This is a genomic window from Amycolatopsis kentuckyensis (genome assembly GCF_002155975.1).
Classification (GTDB): domain Bacteria; phylum Actinomycetota; class Actinomycetes; order Mycobacteriales; family Pseudonocardiaceae; genus Amycolatopsis; species Amycolatopsis kentuckyensis.
This window is the reverse complement of the sequence record NZ_MUMI01000184.1, coordinates 1-15,399: the sequence shown is the minus strand read 5'-3', so window position 1 is coordinate 15,399 and position 15,399 is coordinate 1. Positions and strand designations below refer to the sequence as shown.

16 protein-coding genes are annotated in these 15,399 nt (G+C 72.4%); 11 read left to right on the top strand and 5 right to left on the bottom strand.

The genetic code is table 11. From position 1 onward, the window contains the following. On the bottom strand, nt 1-717 hold a 717-nt coding region (locus tag CCN39_RS18610), incomplete at its 3' end, for an SDR family NAD(P)-dependent oxidoreductase (RefSeq protein WP_167455118.1). Nucleotides 718-839: 122 nt separating this feature from the next. On the opposite strand from CCN39_RS18610, the gene CCN39_RS18605 reads away from it, so the two are divergent. Further along, the gene (locus CCN39_RS18605; RefSeq protein ID WP_086843649.1) at nt 840-1,445 is read left to right on the top strand and encodes a TetR/AcrR family transcriptional regulator; all 606 of its coding nucleotides are present in this window, start codon (nt 840-842) and stop codon (nt 1,443-1,445) included. A 167-nt stretch (nt 1,446-1,612) separates the two neighbouring features. On the opposite strand, the gene CCN39_RS18600 is transcribed toward CCN39_RS18605, so the two are convergent. Both CCN39_RS18600 and CCN39_RS18595 read right to left on the bottom strand, forming a co-directional pair. Next, a complete protein-coding gene (locus CCN39_RS18600) occupies nt 1,613-2,539 on the bottom strand; it encodes an NADP-dependent oxidoreductase (protein ID WP_086843657.1) in 927 nt (308 codons plus the stop codon). A gap of 20 nt (nt 2,540-2,559) precedes the next feature. Next, complete coding sequence (locus tag CCN39_RS18595) at nt 2,560-3,198, bottom strand: HD domain-containing protein (RefSeq protein WP_086843647.1); 639 nt, start codon at nt 3,196-3,198, stop codon at nt 2,560-2,562. Nucleotides 3,199-3,298: 100 nt separating this feature from the next. Between CCN39_RS18595 and CCN39_RS18590 the strand changes: the two genes are divergently transcribed. After that, nucleotides 3,299-4,255: a GlxA family transcriptional regulator gene (locus tag CCN39_RS18590; RefSeq protein WP_086843645.1), complete on the top strand. Its 957-nt coding sequence runs from the start codon at nt 3,299-3,301 to the stop codon at nt 4,253-4,255. A gap of 113 nt (nt 4,256-4,368) precedes the next feature. Here CCN39_RS18590 and CCN39_RS18585 read toward each other — a convergent pair whose 3' ends face one another. After that, on the bottom strand, nt 4,369-4,971 hold the full coding sequence (locus CCN39_RS18585) for a response regulator transcription factor (protein ID WP_086843643.1): 603 nt from the start codon (nt 4,969-4,971) through the stop codon (nt 4,369-4,371). Then, the gene (locus tag CCN39_RS18580) at nt 4,968-6,089 is read right to left on the bottom strand and encodes a sensor histidine kinase (RefSeq protein ID WP_086843641.1); all 1,122 of its coding nucleotides are present in this window, start codon (nt 6,087-6,089) and stop codon (nt 4,968-4,970) included. Before CCN39_RS18580 ends, CCN39_RS18585 begins: the two co-directional genes overlap by 4 nt. Before the next feature lie 154 nt (nt 6,090-6,243). Here CCN39_RS18580 and CCN39_RS18575 point away from each other — a divergent pair, with 154 nt between their 5' ends. From CCN39_RS18575 to CCN39_RS18535, 9 genes are all read left to right on the top strand, one after another. Further along, nucleotides 6,244-7,128: an ABC transporter ATP-binding protein gene (locus tag CCN39_RS18575; RefSeq protein ID WP_086843639.1), complete on the top strand. Its 885-nt coding sequence runs from the start codon at nt 6,244-6,246 to the stop codon at nt 7,126-7,128. 13 nt (nt 7,129-7,141) lie between these two features. Beyond that, the gene (locus CCN39_RS18570; RefSeq protein WP_086843637.1) at nt 7,142-7,861 is read left to right on the top strand and encodes an ABC transporter permease; all 720 of its coding nucleotides are present in this window, start codon (nt 7,142-7,144) and stop codon (nt 7,859-7,861) included. A gap of 41 nt (nt 7,862-7,902) precedes the next feature. Beyond that, nucleotides 7,903-9,339, top strand: a complete 1,437-nt coding sequence (locus tag CCN39_RS18565) for an alpha/beta hydrolase (RefSeq protein WP_086843655.1) — start codon at nt 7,903-7,905, stop codon at nt 9,337-9,339. Between the two features lie 182 nt (nt 9,340-9,521). Continuing rightward, nucleotides 9,522-10,748: an FAD-dependent oxidoreductase gene (locus CCN39_RS18560; protein ID WP_167455119.1), complete on the top strand. Its 1,227-nt coding sequence runs from the start codon at nt 9,522-9,524 to the stop codon at nt 10,746-10,748. Nucleotides 10,749-10,855: 107 nt separating this feature from the next. Next, on the top strand, nt 10,856-11,302 hold the full coding sequence (locus tag CCN39_RS18555; RefSeq protein ID WP_086843633.1) for a hypothetical protein: 447 nt from the start codon (nt 10,856-10,858) through the stop codon (nt 11,300-11,302). A 25-nt stretch (nt 11,303-11,327) separates the two neighbouring features. Next, entirely contained in the window at nt 11,328-12,512 is a 1,185-nt protein-coding gene (locus tag CCN39_RS18550) for a sensor histidine kinase (RefSeq protein ID WP_244210859.1), read from the top strand. Next, entirely contained in the window at nt 12,512-13,162 is a 651-nt protein-coding gene (locus CCN39_RS18545; protein ID WP_086843632.1) for a response regulator, read from the top strand. Before CCN39_RS18550 ends, CCN39_RS18545 begins: the two co-directional genes overlap by 1 nt. Before the next feature lie 43 nt (nt 13,163-13,205). Then, complete coding sequence (locus CCN39_RS18540) at nt 13,206-13,697, top strand: RDD family protein (protein ID WP_244210858.1); 492 nt, start codon at nt 13,206-13,208, stop codon at nt 13,695-13,697. Between the two features lie 62 nt (nt 13,698-13,759). After that, nucleotides 13,760-15,399: alpha/beta fold hydrolase (locus CCN39_RS18535; protein ID WP_143264074.1), on the top strand; the 1,640-nt coding region annotated here is incomplete at its 3' end.

Sequence of the window (15,399 nt, the reverse complement as noted above, 5' to 3'; positions counted from 1 at the left end):
GCCGTCGACGGCCAGCTCCATCCCGTTCACGTAGCTCGAGTCGTCCGAGGCGAGGAACAGCGCGACCGTCGCGATCTCGTCGGGGCGGCCCATCTTTCCCCGCGGGATCAGGGATTCGAACTGGCGCATCGTCTCCTCGTCGAACAACTCCTCCTGCTTGGGCGTGGCGACCTGGCCGGGAGTCAGCACGTTCACCCGGATCCGCCGGTCCTTCAACTCGGCCAGCCACACGCGGGCGTAGGCCTGCTGCACGGCCTTGCTCGCCGCGTACACGCTCCACTCGGGGTAGCCCTTGAGTGAGGCGTTGGACCCGGTCATGAAGATCGAGCCGCCGTCGTTGAACAGCGGCAGCGCCTTCTGCACCGTGAACAGCGTCCCGCGCGCGTTGAGCCCGAAGGTGGTATCGAAGTGCTCCTCGGTGATCTCGCCGAGCCCGCGCTGCTCGCCCGTCCCGGCACTGGCCCACAAGACGTCGATCGCGCCCTTTTCCCGCTTGACCGTGTCGAACAAGCGGTCCAGATCCGCCAGGTCGGCCGCATCGCCCTGCACGCCGGTGACGTTCCGGCCGATCTGCTCGACGGCGTCGTCCAGCGTTTCCTGCCGCCGGCCCGTGATGAAGACGTGCGCGCCTTCGTCGACGAACAGCTTGGCACCGGCCAGCGCCAGACCGCTTGTTCCGCCCGTGATCACCGCGACCTTGCCATCGAGCTTTCCCACGATCACTCCCGTTGAATCGACGAGGTGTTATGTACACCGATCTGTGTGCCTAACGTAGCGGGCAGTCGGCCGAGGCGCAAGCTATGTACACCGGGCGTTACCCGGCGCGCTATGCTGGGGATATGACGGAGTTGGCGAAGGGGCCCCAAGGTCGGCGCCGCGGCCGGGGGGCGCGCGAGCGCATCCTCAGCGCGTCACTGCAGCTGTTCCGCGAGCAGGGCATCAACCACACCGGCATGGACCAGCTCTGCGCGGTGGCCCAGGTCTCCAAGCGCACGGCCTACCAGCACTTCGCCGGCAAGGACGAGCTCGTCACGGAATACCTGCGCCGATTCGATCCCGACGTCATGCCCGGCGTGTTCGACCGCGCCGACCTCACACCCCGCGAACGACTCCTCGCGGCCTTCGAGGTGCCCACGGCCGCGACACAGGGGACCGAGGACGTCACGCCCCTGTGTCCCTACATCGCGGCGTCCGTCGAAATCAGCGACCCGCAACACCCCGCACGCCAACGGGCGCACGACTACAAGAAAGCCGTCGCCGCCCGGCTCGCCGACACCGCTCGCGAAGCAGGCGCCACCAACCCCGAACAACTCGGCGAACAACTGGCGCTGCTGCTCGACGGCGCCTCGGCCCGCAACCGGGCCCTCAACGCCGAAACCTTCCCCACCGCCAAAGCCATCGCCGCCGTCCTCATCGACAACGCCATTGGCCCCGGAGCTCCTTGATCGCTGGGAGTTGCGGCTGCACGGACCCAGGCCTTGCGTGCGGTGCTGTCAGGTCAGGCCGTCGACGTGCCGAGCCGGCCAAGATGCCGGGCGAAGAACCGGGCCGCGCTGCCGGTCTCGAAGCTGGGCACCTCGAAATGCCCGCGCCGCCAGGTCGATACCGAGTCTCACGGAAGGCTTGGCGCGACCCGCACGATCGTCCTTCCGGGTGAGTGGTGGCGAGAGCCGAACGCGGCGGGTGCCTCGGCGAGCGGCACGACGTCTCCGACGAGGGGGCGCAGTCGCCCGGCCCGCAGCCGCCGGGCGAGGTCGGTGAGCCGGGCGCGGTCCGGCTCGACGACGAAGAACACCGCTCGTCCGTCCTTCGGCCGTGCGGTCGGGGGAGCGGCGATGGTGACGAGGGTGCCGCCCGGGCGGACAACGGCCGCCGAGCGCTCGAGGACTTCGCCGCCGAAGACGTCGAGCACCACGTCCACCTCGGCGGCGTGCGCCCAGTCGCCGCTGTCGAGGGCGAAGAACTCCTGCGCGCCGAGGCCGAGCACGAGGTCGCGGTGCTCGGTTCGGCCGGTGGCGAGCACGCGGGCGCCGGCCTCGTGGGCGAGCTGGACGGCGAGGGAGCCGACTCCGCCCGCGGCGCCGTGGACCAGCACGGTCTGGCCGGTCGTGAGGCCCGCGTGGTCGAACAGGCCCTGCCAGGCGGTCAGCCCGGAGACGGGCAGCGCGGCGGCCGCGGTGTGGTCGATGTCCGCCGGGAGCGGGGCGAGGTTGCGGGCTTCCACCGCGGTGTATTCGGCCAGGGTTCCGTTGCGGGCCCAGTCGGTCAGCCCGAAGACCCGCTGACCCACGGTGAGCCCGGTGGTGCCGTAGCCGAGTTCGGCCACGGTGCCGGACAGCTCGTGCCCGGGGACGCTGGGGGTCCGGTCACGGCCGGCGCGGTCGGTCCAGGTGGCAGGCCAGTCGAGCTCTCCGGGGGTGAAGCTCGCGGCGTGCACGCGCACGACGACGTCGTTTTCGGTGGCGTGGGGCCGGGGCAGCTCGGTCAGGGTGAGGCCGGCGACGCCCGCGTCGCGGTCGTTGACGGTGATCGCTTGCATGGTCGAGTCCTTTCGGGACGTCAGCTCGGCCACGGCGAGCCGGTGATGCGTTCGACGGTTGTCGTGCGCCGGAAGCCGGGGACGAAGTGGTCGAGGTAGTCGGAGTTGACGGTTCCGTTCGTGGTGTCGGGGCGGTGGCGGAGGCCGTCGACGGTGGTGCGCAGGAATTCGCTCTTGAAGTTCCCGCGAGGGTGGGCGGCGAGGATTTCGGCCAGCTGGTCGCCGTCCAGTTCGTCGAGCCCGAAACCGAGCACGTCGGTCAGGACACCCCAGTGGGTGACCGCGATTTCCGGGCGCATCCGGCCGGGGATGCCCGGGGTCGTGTGCAGCGCGATCGCGGTCCAGACGGTGTCGGTGGCGGCGGCCGGGAAACCGCGATCGAGCAGGAACTTGCGTGCGTGGTCGGCGCCGTCGACTTCGAAGCGCTGCTCGACGTCGGAGAACGGCGTGAGGAGACCGGCGTCGTGGAACAGGGCCGCCACGTAGAGCAGTTCCGGGTCCGGTTGCACACCGAGCCGGCGTGCGTGCATCAGGGCGAAGAAGTAGACCCGCCGCGAGTGGTGGTAGAGGAGGGGACTGGTCGTTTCCCGGATGTGCGCGGTCGCCTCGGCGACTGCCGCCGTATCGGGAACTTCCAGGCCCGCGATGACTTCTGACATGTCTCCATGCTGCGCGGCGAGCGCCTCTCCGCGCCGCCTTCGTCCGGCCGGAAACCCCTCAAATCCGGACGGGGGATCGACGGTGTGCTAGCAATGACGGATGTCCGTTCACCGCGTCGCGTTCCTCGTCTACGACGGGGTCACCTTGCTGGACCTCGCCGGTCCCGCGGAGGTGTTCAAGGAGGCGAACCGGTTCGGCGCGGGCTACCGGACGGTGCTGCTGTCGCCGACCGGGGCGGACGTCACGTCGAGCCTCGGGGTCCGGATCGCGGTCGACGGCGCCGTCGCCGCGGAGCCGGCCCATGACACGTTCCTGGTGGTCGGCTCCGACGTCCATCCCCGTACCCGCGTCCCCGCCGACCTGGCGAAGGCCGCCCGGATCCCGGCTGCGCGGGCCGGCCGGGTCGCGTCGATCTGCACCGGGGCGTTCGTGCTGGCCGCCGCGGGCCTGCTCGACGGCAAGCGCGCCACCACGCACTGGCAGGTCGCGCCCGAGCTCGCCGCCCGATGCCCGTCCTGCCGCGTCGAACCCGACGCGATCTACGTCCGCGACGGCACCACCTACACGTCGGCGGGGGTGACGGCCGGCATCGACCTGGCGCTCGCCCTGGTCGAAGAGGACCACGGACCGGACCTGGCTCGCGACGTCGCCCGCGCCCTGGTGGTGTACATGAAACGGGCGGGTGGGCAGTCGCAGTTCTCCGCGCCGCTGCAGGGGGCACCGCCCCGCTCGTGGGCATTGCAAACGATCACCGCTCTGGTGACGGCGGATCCGGCCGGGGACCATTCGCCCGGTGAGCTCGCGAAGCACCTCAACGTGAGCACCCGGCACCTGACCCGGCTCTTCCACGACGAGCTGGCCACGACTCCCGCCCGTTACGTCGAGAACATCCGGTTCGGCCTGGCCAGGGCGCTGCTCGACCAGGGGCACACCGCGACGCAGGCGGCGGCCCTCGCCGGGTTTCCCAGCTACGAGAGCCTGCGGCGGGTCTTCGCGCGGAAGCTGTCGATCAGCCCCGCCGCCTACCAGCGACGGTTCCGTACGGCTCGCCGCTGACCGGTCGACCGGGCCGCAGCACGAGATCGACCAGGGGATTCGCGGCGGCTCGCAGTCAGTCCACGTCCGCCGGCGGTGCACCGGCCGCCGTCCGGCAAGGACGCCCGAGCCGGTTACAGCCAGTCGTGCTCGTGGGCGTAGCGGGCCGCTTCGTGGCGGGTGCGGGTCTGGGTCTTCTGCATCGCGTTGGACAGGTAGTTGCGCACCGTGCCCTCGGCCAGGTGGAGCCGGCCCGCGATCTCGGCCACCGAATACCCCTCGCGCGTCGCGCGCAGGACGTCGAGCTCGCGTTCGGTCAGCGGGCAGTCGTCGACGACGGCGAGCGCCGAGACGTCCGGGTCGATCCAGCGCTTGCCCGCGTGCAGGGCCTGGATCACCGCGGTGATGTGCGCGGGCTCCGCGGCCTTGCTGACGAACCCCTGGACGCCCAGCTTCAGCGCCTTCCGCAGCACGCCGGGGCGGGCGTGCCGGGTCAGCATGAGGACGACCTGCTCCGGGCGGACCCGCCGGATTTCCGCGACCGCGCCGAGACCGTCCACAGTGGGCATCTCCAGGTCGATGACGAGCACGTCGGGCCGGTGCCGCAGGGTGGCCGCCACCGCCTGCTCGCCGTCCTCGGCCTCGGCGAGCACGGTGATCCCGCCCTCCAGCGGCAGCAGCGCCGCCAGGGCCTTGCGCAGCAGGACTTCGTCGTCGGCGAGCACCACGGTCGTCATCGGACGGCCCTGTCGAGCTCCGGGAACGCCACCGCGGTCAGGAACCGGCCGTCCTCGTGCGACACCTCGAGCTCTCCTCCGTTCTCGGCCAGCCGGTGCCGCAGCGCCGAAAGGCCGCCGAGCGGGCCCGGCTCGCCCGCGCCGTCGTTGACGATCGCGATGCCGGTGCGGCCGAGCGTGATCCGGACGTGCCGGGCCTCGGCGTGGCGCAGGATGTTCGTCGTCGTCTCGCGCAGCACCTGGCCGAGCAGCTCGCCGACGCGGGTGTCCGGCTCGGCTTCCCGTTCGAGGCGCACGTGGATGCCCGCGGCCTCGAACAGGTTCTTCGCGTTCTCCAGCTCCGCGGTCAGGTTGAGCCGGCGCTGGGCGTAGGCGAGCTCCTTGGTCTGGACGATCGTGTCGCCGACGAGCGTGTGCACCTCGCGCAGCTCCTCCCGCGCGCGGCTCGGGTCGGCGTCCAGGAGCTTCTCCGCGAGCGCCACCTTCAGCTTCACCACGTGCAGCGTGTGACCTTGGATGTCGTGCAGGTCGCTCGCGAAGCGGACGCGCTCCCGGGCGACGGCCAGTTCCGCTTCCCGCTCGCGTGCCTGTTCGAGCTCCGCGACCAGGTCGAACAGGCGCTGGGTGGCGAACATGAACGCGGTCGAGATCAGCACGGCGATCGCCGGGACGGCGACGTACTGCACCAGCCGTGCGCCGGTGTGGTCGGGGTGCACGAGCACGTTGGGCAGGCCCAGGACCGCGACCAGCACGGCGACCCCGAAGAGGGCCGCGAGCCGGTGGCGGCGCAGCGGCGGGACGAGGAACGACCCGACGATGGACACGCCGTAGAACGCGGCGGTGTCGTCCGTCAGCGCCCCGGCCAGCCAGACCACCGCGGTGACGGCCAGGCTCGGCCGCGCGACGCGGAGGTAGTCGCCCGCCGTCCAGCGTTCGGCGGTCGCCAGCGCCGCGACGAGCCCGACGATCTGGATGCCCGCGTGCCACCAGGACCCGGCGGTGAGCCCCAGCAGCAGCAGGCCGACGAACGCCAGCGGCGGCACCGTCGTGATGAGGTTGAGCCGGCGCAGCCGGTCCTGCACGGCTCCGCCGGACCACCTCCGGCGGGTCTCGGTCATGGTCCTCCGGGGTCGGCGCGGTCCCCGCCAGCATGCCGCACCCGCCGGGACCCGACCAGTGACGCCACGTCATGCTTGCGGGGCCGGAATGTCACGGTGCGGTGGTGACGCGAGCGCACTGCCGCCCGGCCGTGATCGGCGCTGGAATCGCAGCATGTCCACCACACCCGTCATCGACGTCGATCGCCTCACCCTCACCTACGGCGGTTTCCCCGCCGTGAAGGACCTTTCGTTCCAAGTGGAACGCGGAGAGCTGTACGCCCTGCTCGGCACCAACGGCGCCGGGAAGACCTCGACGCTGGAAACGGTCGAAGGCCACCGCACGCCGACCTCGGGTGCCGTGCGGGTGTTCGGGAAGGACCCCCGCGACCGCGCCGCCGTCCGCCCGCGGATGGGGATCATGCTGCAGGAGAGCGGGTTCTCCCCGGACCTGACGGTGCGCGAGACCGTCGGCCTGGTCGGGCGGCTCACCGAACGCCCCGACGACGTCGGGCGCGTGCTCGGCGTCGTCGGCCTCACCGGCAAGGCCGGGACCAAGGTGGGGCAGCTCTCGGGCGGTGAGAAGCGGCGGCTGGACTTCGCCACCGCCGTGTACGGCACCCCCGAGCTGGTCTTCCTCGACGAACCGACCACCGGCCTGGACATCCAGTCCCGCGACGCGCTGTGGGCCGCGGTGGACCGGCTGCGCGAGGACGGCTCGACCGTCGTGCTGACCACCCACTACCTCGAAGAGGCCCAGCAGCGCGCCGACCGCATCGGGCTGATGCACCAGGGCGCCTTCCACCGCGAGGGCACCGTCGCCGAGCTGACGCGGACCCTGCCCGCGACCATCCACTTCGGACTGCCGCCGCACGCGCCGTCGCCGCCGCTGCTGGCTTCGCGGGGCGGCGACGGCAAGTTCCTCGTCGAGACCTTCGGCCTGCAGAAGGACCTGCACACGCTGCTCGGCTGGGCCGAAGACCACGCCGTCGAGCTGCAGGACCTGGCGGCCGGGCCGACCCGGCTCGACGACGTCTTCCGCGCCATCGAACACTCCTGAGAGAAGGACCCCCATGCTCACGATCGCCCGCGGCGAGTTGATCCAGATCTTCCGCAACCGCCTGGTGCTGGTCACCGCCCTGGTGCTGCCGGCCGCGCTGAGCGCGTTCTTCGTCACCAAGCACGACGTCTTCACCGAGGTGGGGAGCCTCGGCTACCTCGCCACCCTCGCCCTGTTCCTCGTGGCGGGCATCGGCCTGTACACGACGTCGGTGACCACGCTGGCCGCCCGCCGCCAGAACCTGTTCCTCAAGCGCCTGCGCTCCACCGCGGCGGGCGACACCGGCATCCTCGCCGGGCTGCTGCTGCCGATCACCGTGCTGTCGGTGGTCCAGATCGCCGTCATCCTCGGCGCGCTGGCCGCGGTCACCAGCACCCCGGCGGACCCGCTGCTGCTGGTCGCGGCGGTGGTGTCCGTGGTGGCCATGATGATCGCGCTGGGCCTGGCCACGGCCGGCCTGACGAACTCGCCGGAGCACGCGCAGGTCACCACGCTGCCGGTCAGCCTCGGCGTGCTCGCCGTGTCGGGCTGGGTCGGCGTCACCGGCACCGGCGAGTTGACGCTGCTCAAGCGTCTGCTGCCCGGCGGTTCGGCGACCGAGCTGGTGCTGAACGCCTGGAACGGCGGCGTCCCGATCGCCGACTCGCTCGTCCTCTTCGCACCGACGCTCGCCTGGGTCGTCGTCGCCGTCACGCTGGCCGCGCGGCTTTTCCGCTGGGAGCCGCGCCGATGAACCGCGGCCGGAAGAAGGGAATCCGAATCGTGTCAACCATGCTGCGCCAAACCCTGCTCACCGCCGCGGTCGCCGTGCTCGGCGCGACGGCCGTGTCCCCGGCGTCCGCCGCGACCGGCCCCGCCTGGGGACCGTGCCCGGCCGGCGCCTTCCCAGTCCCGGACCTGCAGTGCACGACTTTGAAGGTGCCGCTGGACTACGCCGATCCGGGCGGCCGCACGATCGACATCGCGGTGTCGCGCATGCCGAGCAAGCACCCGGAGAAGCGGCGGGGCGTGCTGTTCACCAACCCGGGTGGCCCCGGCGGCGAAGGCCTGGACTACCCGCAGGTGCTGAAGTACCTGAAGCTGCCGCAGAGCGTGCTGGACGCCTACGACGTCATCGGGTTCGACCCGCGGGGCGTCGGGCGCAGCACGCCGGTGACGTGCGACCTCACCCCGGCGCAGCTGGCGATCGGCAACCTGCCCTACGCCGACGGCCCGGCCGACGTCGTGAACCAGGCGAAGCTGGCGAAAACCGAGGCGCGGCAATGCCGGGACGCCGTCACCGGTCCGATGCTGCCCCACGTCACCACCGCGAACACCGCGCGGGACATGGACCGCATCCGGGCGGCGCTCGGCGAGGCCACGCTGTCCTACCTCGGTGCGTCCTACGGCACGTACCTGGGCGCGGTGTACACGACGATGTTCCCGGACCGCGGCGACCGGATCGTGCTTGACAGCAATCTCGGCCCGGGCGGCTACGACATCACCGCGATGCGGTCGTTCGCGCGAGGCATGGAAGACCGTTTCCCGGACTTCGCGAAGTTCGCCGCGGCGCACCCGGAGTACGGCCTCGGCCGCACGCCGGCCGAGGTGACGGCCAAGTTCCACGAGCTGGCGGCGCGGTTGGACCGTGCCCCGGTGGCGGACGTGACGGGCTCGATCTTCCGCGGCCTGACGTTCAGCGGCCTGTACACGACGGACCTGGCCCCGCTGGCCTCGGATTGGCGGGCTCTCGATCAGGGCCGCGCACCGCAGCCACCGGTCGAGCTGGGCTCGGTCGAGAACCTCTTCGCGTCCCGGTTCGCGGTCATCTGCGGCGACTCGGCGTGGCCGAGGTCGGTGGGGACGTACCAGCTGAACGTGGCCGTCGACCGCATCCGCTACCCGCTGCTCGGCGCGGCCACGGCCAACATCTCGGCGTGCGCCTACTGGGCGCCCCCGAAGGAGCCACCGGTGCGGATCACCGGCCGCGGCCCGGCGAACGTCCTGATGGTGCAGAACGAACGCGACCCGGGAACGCCGTTGGTGAACGCCCTCGAGCTGCGTGCGGCCTTCGGCGAGCGAGCCCGGCTGGTGACGGTCGACCAGGGCGGCCACGGCGTGTACCTGGGGCTCGACCAGTGCGCGAACACCGCGGTGACGAACTACCTGGCGACGGGGGAGCGGCCCGCGCGTGACATGCACTGCGCGGCTCAGCCCGGCGGGGATTCCTGAGGGACCGCGCGGCGAGTAAGCGCTCAGCCGGGACGTTCGTGCGGCGAAGCTGCCCTGAATACTCTCGTCCGCGCCGCCGCCGAAGACCGCCGGCCCGTCGGGTGTAGAAGGTGGGTGGGTGGCCGACGGGGGGCGCTGTGGAGCGGACGACGTGTTGTGTCGTGGGTGGTGGGCCGGCGGGCATGGTGCTCGGCTTGCTGCTCGCGAGGGCCGGGGTCGAGGTCACGGTGCTGGAGAAGCACGAGGACTTCCTGCACGACTTCCGCGGCGACACCGTGCATCCGGCGACCCTGCAGCTCCTTGACGAGCTGGGGCTGGGGGAGCGGTTCGCGCGGTTGCCCCAGACCCGGATCGTCGACGTGGTCCTGCCGGACGGCGCCGGTGGGGTCCGGCGGATCGGGGATTTCGGTGCGTTGCGGCGGTGGGGGGTGCGGCACCCGTACGTGGCCGTCGTTCCCCAGTGGGATCTGCTGAACCTGCTGGCCGACGCGGCGCGGGCGGAACCGGGGTTCCGGCTCGCCATGGGGACGGCGGTGACGTCGCTCGTCCAGGAGGGCGGCCGGGTTGCCGGGGTCCGCTACCGCACGAGCGGGCCCGGCGGCGAAACGGTCGAAGGCGAGATCCGCGCGGATCTCACGATCGCCGGCAACGGCCGGAATTCGGTCCTGCCGGCGGCGGCCGGACTGGGCTCGACCGAGTTCGCCGTTCCGTTCGACACCTGGTGGTTCCGGCTTTCGCGGCGCGAAGGCGAGCAGGTCGCCCAACTGACCCGACGGCCGGGCCGGGGACGTTTCGCGATCGTCATCCCTCGGGAGGGCTACTTCCAGATCGGGTACGTCGCCCGCAAGGGCACCGACGGCCGGCTGCGTGCCCGCGGCATCGACGCGTTCCGGCGTGATGTGGCCGAACTCCTCCCCGAGTACGCCGACCGGGTCGGCGAGCTGGCTTCGATGGACGACGTCAAGCTGCTCGACGTCCGGCTCGACCGGCTGCGCCGGTGGCACGTCGAGGGCTTGCTGTGCATCGGCGACGCGGCGCACGCCATGTCGCCGGTCGGGGGCGTCGGCATCAACCTCGCCGTCCAGGACGCCGTCGCGACCGCGACCCTGCTGGCCGAGCGGCTACTGCGGGGTGCGGTGCGCGGGACCGACCTCGCCCGGATCCGGCGGCGCCGGCTGCCGTCGCTGCTGCTGGTGCAGGCCTTGCAGCGGTTCATGCACGCCGACCTCGCCGGCCCGCTCGTGTCCGGGAGGCAGGCAGGTCCGGCGGGCCGGCTCATGACCGCGGCGCAGTGGTTGCCCGGCCTGCGGACGCTGGCGGTGTACCTCGTCGGCGTGGGCCTGCGCCCGGAGCGAGCCCCGGCGTTCGCCCGGCGCGGCGTCACCCCGGAAGATCGGTTGGCTGCCTGACCGAGCGGGCGTGGTCGCTACCCCACGCTCAGCGAACCCTCGGCCGAAAGTACGAGACGAGCTCGCCTCAGCCGGTGCCGGGGCGCGGCGCGTCCTAACTTCCCGGTATGACTACCGAAACGGCGCGGGAGAACCCGCCCAGCACGATCATCGCCGCCTTCTTCGGCTTCCTGGTCTCCACGGTGTCCGCGATCGCCGGCGGGCTGCTCGTCCTGAGCGCGCGCGACGAGATCGCGGCGGCTCTGCGACGCTCCGATCCCGCGCTGGCACCGGACCAGCTCGACCGGCTCACCCTGGTCGCGCAGGCCGTGCCGGTCGCCATCGCCGCGGTCATCGCGGTGGTGTACCTGTGGCTGTCGTTCAAGCTCAAGGCCGGCCGCAACTGGGCTCGCGTCACGCTGACTGTCTTCACCCTGCTGCAGGCGGCTTCGCTGCTCACCACCGAACCGTCGTGGGCGGGCTACCTGAGCTGCGGGGTGGCCGTCGTCGCGACCGTGCTCAGCTACCTGTCGCCGTCCAACCGCTACATCGCCGGGGTCCGGCGCGCGGGCTGAACCGGGGCGCGGGATCATGACGGCCATGCGCAGAGCGGGGGCCCGGGCCCGGCGCGGCATGCTCGGCACCGAGCTCGCCGCGCTGGTCGCGGCGGTCATCGCCGACGTGGTGCTGGTGCTGCGCGTGCCCGGCGGCAGCGGGGGCTGGGCGGCGCCGCTCACCGGGCTCCTGGCTTCCACCGGGACGGCGATCCCGGTGCTGGCCGTGCTGCGGCGGCGCTTCCCCCGCCACGTCGGCGTGCTGGGGAGCGTCGTCGCCGCGCTGTCGGCGATCGGCACGGTCGTGGCGGTCACCGCGCACGTCCGGAGCCAGCCGCCGTTCGCCGAGATCGTGGCCGCCGGGCTGCTCGCGGCCGCCGCCGGGCGCAAGCTCGAACCGCAGCACGCCGCCGTCTTGGCGCCGGCGCTCGGTGCGGTGATGATCGCCGCGCCCCTGCTCCGCTACGGCGCCGGCGAGCCGGAGACGTTGCTGGCGGTGGCGGCCGCGGCGTACTGGGGTGCCTGCCTCGGCGTCGGGCTGATCCTGCGGGCGGCGGATGCCCGGCAGCGGGCCGCGCTGGACCGGGTGCGCAGCCAGGAACGCCTGCAGCTGGCCAGGGAATTGCACGACCTGGTGTCCCACCACGTCAGCGGGATCGTCGTCCGCGTGCAGGCCGCCCGGGCGATCGCCGAAGCGAATGCGGACGTCGGCGGGCACGCGGCGGTCTACCGCGAGATCGAGGAAGCCGGCGGTGCGGCACTGGCCGCCGCGCGCCGGCTGGTCGGGATGCTGCGGGACACCCGCGACGTGCCCCTGCTGTCCGGTGCCCTCCTCGGTGACGCGGTGCGCGCGGCCGCCGGCTCCTTCGCCCGCGTGGACGTCGCCGAGGAACTGGACCAGCTGCCGGTGCCGCCCCAGGTGAGCACGACCGTCCACCGCGTCGTGACCGAAGCGCTGACCAACGCCCGCCGGCACGCGCCGGCCGCGACCGAGGTGGTCGTCGCCGCCCGCGTCGAGGCCGACGACCTCGTGCTCGAGGTGCGCAACGACGGTGCCACCGCGACGGCCGCTCCCGGCGGGTTCGGGATCATCGGCATGACCGAGCGGCTGGCCATGCTCGGCGGCAGCCTGACCGCGGGGCCGGAACCCGGGGCGCGCTGGCGGGTCGCGGCGCGGCTGCCGCTCGCCGGCGAGGACGCGCCCTTCGACGCCTTGCCGAGGGGGCTCTGATGACCATCCGGGTGCTCGTCGCCGACGACCAGGTGCTGGTGCGCACCGGGTTCCGGCTGGTGCTGGACGCCGCGCCGGACATCGAGGTGATCGCCGAAGCCGCCGACGGGGAGACCGCGGTCCGGCTGGCGCGGCAGCTGCGGCCGGACGTCACGCTGATGGACATCCGGATGCCCAAAGTGGACGGTCTGCGGGCCACCGAACTGCTGGCCGGCCCGGCGGTCGCGCAACCGCTGCGCGTGGTGGTGGTGACGACCTACGACGCGGACGAGAACGTCTACGCCGCCCTGCTCGGCGGCGCCAGCGGGTTCCTGCTCAAGGACGCGGGCCCGCAGCTGCTGGTCGACGCGGTCCGGGCAGCGGCCGGCGGGGAGGCGATGGTGTCGCCTTCGGTGACCGTGCGCCTGCTGGCCCGGTTCACCGAAAAGGCGCGGCAGCGCGCGCAGGGGACCCCGGGCCTGCTGACCGATCGCGAGTCCGATGTGGTGCTCGCGGTGGCCCGCGGCCGGACCAACGCCGAGATCGCCGACGACCTCCGCGTCTCCCTCTCGACGGTCAAGACGCACCTGGCGAGCGTGCAGCGCAAGCTGGAACTGCGCAACCGCACCGAGATTGCCGTCTGGGCGTGGCAGCGCGGGTTGCTGGGATGACCTTGACCGGTGTGCGAGACTCGCCCAGTGTGCGGTCAGCGCGGTGACCGTCCCGGCCGGGCGGCGTGAAGTGCCGGAGCGGGTGCGGATGGCGGGACGCCGGGTGGTGCAGGCGGTGCTGGACCAGGCGCTCGCCGCCGGCTTGGGGATGTTCGCCGCGCTCGCGGTCGGCCTCCTCGTCATTCCCTTGCTGCGGTGGGGATGGGTGCCGCCGAAAACGATCCTGTGGGGCCCGGCGATCACGTTCTTCGCGGTCAACTACGCCTGTGACGCCCTGATCCACATCTGGATCCCGTTGCGCCGGGGCGGGGTCACCCCGGGCATGCTGGTCATGGGACTGCGGGTCGAAACCCTGCGCGGCGGGCCGCCCAAAGCGCGCGCCTACGTTTTCCGGTGGCTGCTGATGACGGTCGACGGCTTGCTGTTCGGGCTGGTGGCCGTGGTCAGCATCGTGCTTTCCCGGCGGCGGCAGCGGATCGGCGACCTGGTGGCGCGGACCCTCGTGGTGCGCGCGGGTCCTCGTACTTTTGGTTGATCCCGGCGCCGGGAATGCGCGCCATACTCCGGGTGATCATTCACCCGGACGAGGGGCGTCACGTGAAAAACAGGACAGCGAGCCGGTTTCTGATCGCCGCCGTGCTGCTCGCGGTACCGGTGGTTCCCGCGGGAACCGCCGCCGCGGCCACGCCGGACCGCTACACCGGCCAGCAAGTGGCCTGGGGAGCGTGCCCGTTCCCCGTGGCCACTGGCGCGAAGCCGGCCGAATGCGCGGTGATCACCGTGCCGCGGGACTGGGCGGACCCGGATTCCGGAGTGGACCTGAGCGTGTCCGTCAGCCGCGTCGCGGCGACGGGCGAACGTCTCGGCGCGCTGCTGGTGAACCCCGGTGGCCCCGGCGGTCAAGGCAGTTCCCTCGCGGGGGCGCTGGCGGGCCTCGAGCCGAGCGTGAACGAGCGGTACGACCTCATCGGCATGGACCCGCGCGGCACCGGGCACGAAGGGACCACCGACGCCGGGTTCGTCTGCCAGGTACCGGTGGGACGGCTGCCGCAGGGGCCGCTCGACGCGCGTGACCGCTCGGCGGCGAGCATCGCCGAGCACCAGAAGACGCCGCGGGCGATCGCGGAGGCGTGCCAGAGCGACGCGGTCGCGCCGTTCGTCACGACGTGGCAGACCGCGCACGACATGGACCTGATCCGGATCCTGCTCGGGGACGAGAAGCTGAACTACCTGGGCTATTCGTACGGCACCTGGCTCGGCGCCAAGTACGCGTCGTTGTTCCCGCATCGCGCGGGCAAGGTGGTGCTCGACTCCAGCGTCGACTTCGAAGGCCGCCTCCAGGCCGACTTCGAGGCGTTCCCGAAGATCGGCCAGCGGCAGACCGACGAGGTCTTCGTGCCGTGGCTGGCCCGGCAGTTCCCGGCCCAGCTCGGCGCGACCCCGGCCGAGGTGAAGCAGAAGATCGAGCGGCTGCGCGGCTTCTACGCCGGGCTCGGCGTGGCGCCGGATCAGTTCGACGCCCTGTTCGTCGGCAACGGCAACGAGATCCGCTGGATCCTCGTCGCCGCGGTCCTCGTCGCCGGCGCGGGGGAGCTGGACGGCCAGCCGGTCCAGGTCCCGGCCGCGCTCGCCGGACAGCTGGACACCTGGTCGACGACCGTGTTCGGCAAGCGGCTGGACCGGCTGACCGGCGCCGACGTCGCCGCCGGGCTGGCGACCGCGGAACCGGACTACCGCAAGGTTTCCGGGACGCGCTACGCCGTGGCGTGCGGGGACCAGCCGACCAAGTCCGCCGGTTGGTACCGGCGCCTGTCCGACCGGCAGGGCCCGCAGTACCCGATCTTCGGCTGGGCCTACGGACTGACCGAGCCGTGCGGGTTCTGGTCCGACCGGCCCCGGCAGGCCCTGGCCGAGCTGCCGCCCGAGGCGGCGGCCAGCGTGCTGGTGGTCCAGGGTGAGTTCGACCCGCAGACCGGTTACGAGCAAGCGCGTTCGGCGGTCCGCGCCGCCGGGGTCCCGCTGGTGTCGGTCGACGACGCCGCGTTCCACGGCCAGTACGCCCTGGGCGGCAACCCGTGCGTCGACGGCATGGTCAACGTCTTCCTGACGGCGAATTCCCGGCCGGGCTCGGTCACCTGCCCGGGCGTGCCCCTGCCCGGCGAGGACCGCGTCTTCCCGGTGGCCGGCCCGCGGATTCCGGTGATCCGATCCGGAGCGAGCTGGCCCGGAGTGAGCTG

What these genes read in the sequence shown, in the direction of transcription:
- CCN39_RS18545 (WP_086843632.1), top strand. Translation starts at nt 12,512, where the DNA reads ATGACCATCCGGGTGCTCGTCGCCGACGACCAGGTGCTGGTGCGCACC.
- CCN39_RS18570 (WP_086843637.1), top strand. Translation starts at nt 7,142, where the DNA reads ATGCTCACGATCGCCCGCGGCGAGTTGATCCAGATCTTCCGCAACCGC.
- CCN39_RS18555 (WP_086843633.1), top strand. Translation starts at nt 10,856, where the DNA reads ATGACTACCGAAACGGCGCGGGAGAACCCGCCCAGCACGATCATCGCC.
- CCN39_RS18595 (WP_086843647.1), bottom strand. Translation starts at nt 3,198, where the DNA reads ATGTCAGAAGTCATCGCGGGCCTGGAAGTTCCCGATACGGCGGCAGTC.
- CCN39_RS18590 (WP_086843645.1), top strand. Translation starts at nt 3,299, where the DNA reads ATGTCCGTTCACCGCGTCGCGTTCCTCGTCTACGACGGGGTCACCTTG.
- CCN39_RS18580 (WP_086843641.1), bottom strand. Translation starts at nt 6,089, where the DNA reads ATGACCGAGACCCGCCGGAGGTGGTCCGGCGGAGCCGTGCAGGACCGG.
- CCN39_RS18550 (WP_244210859.1), top strand. Translation starts at nt 11,328, where the DNA reads ATGCGCAGAGCGGGGGCCCGGGCCCGGCGCGGCATGCTCGGCACCGAG.
- CCN39_RS18560 (WP_167455119.1), top strand. Translation starts at nt 9,522, where the DNA reads ATGGTGCTCGGCTTGCTGCTCGCGAGGGCCGGGGTCGAGGTCACGGTG.
- CCN39_RS18605 (WP_086843649.1), top strand. Translation starts at nt 840, where the DNA reads ATGACGGAGTTGGCGAAGGGGCCCCAAGGTCGGCGCCGCGGCCGGGGG.
- CCN39_RS18585 (WP_086843643.1), bottom strand. Translation starts at nt 4,971, where the DNA reads ATGACGACCGTGGTGCTCGCCGACGACGAAGTCCTGCTGCGCAAGGCC.
- CCN39_RS18600 (WP_086843657.1), bottom strand. Translation starts at nt 2,539, where the DNA reads ATGCAAGCGATCACCGTCAACGACCGCGACGCGGGCGTCGCCGGCCTC.
- CCN39_RS18575 (WP_086843639.1), top strand. Translation starts at nt 6,244, where the DNA reads ATGTCCACCACACCCGTCATCGACGTCGATCGCCTCACCCTCACCTAC.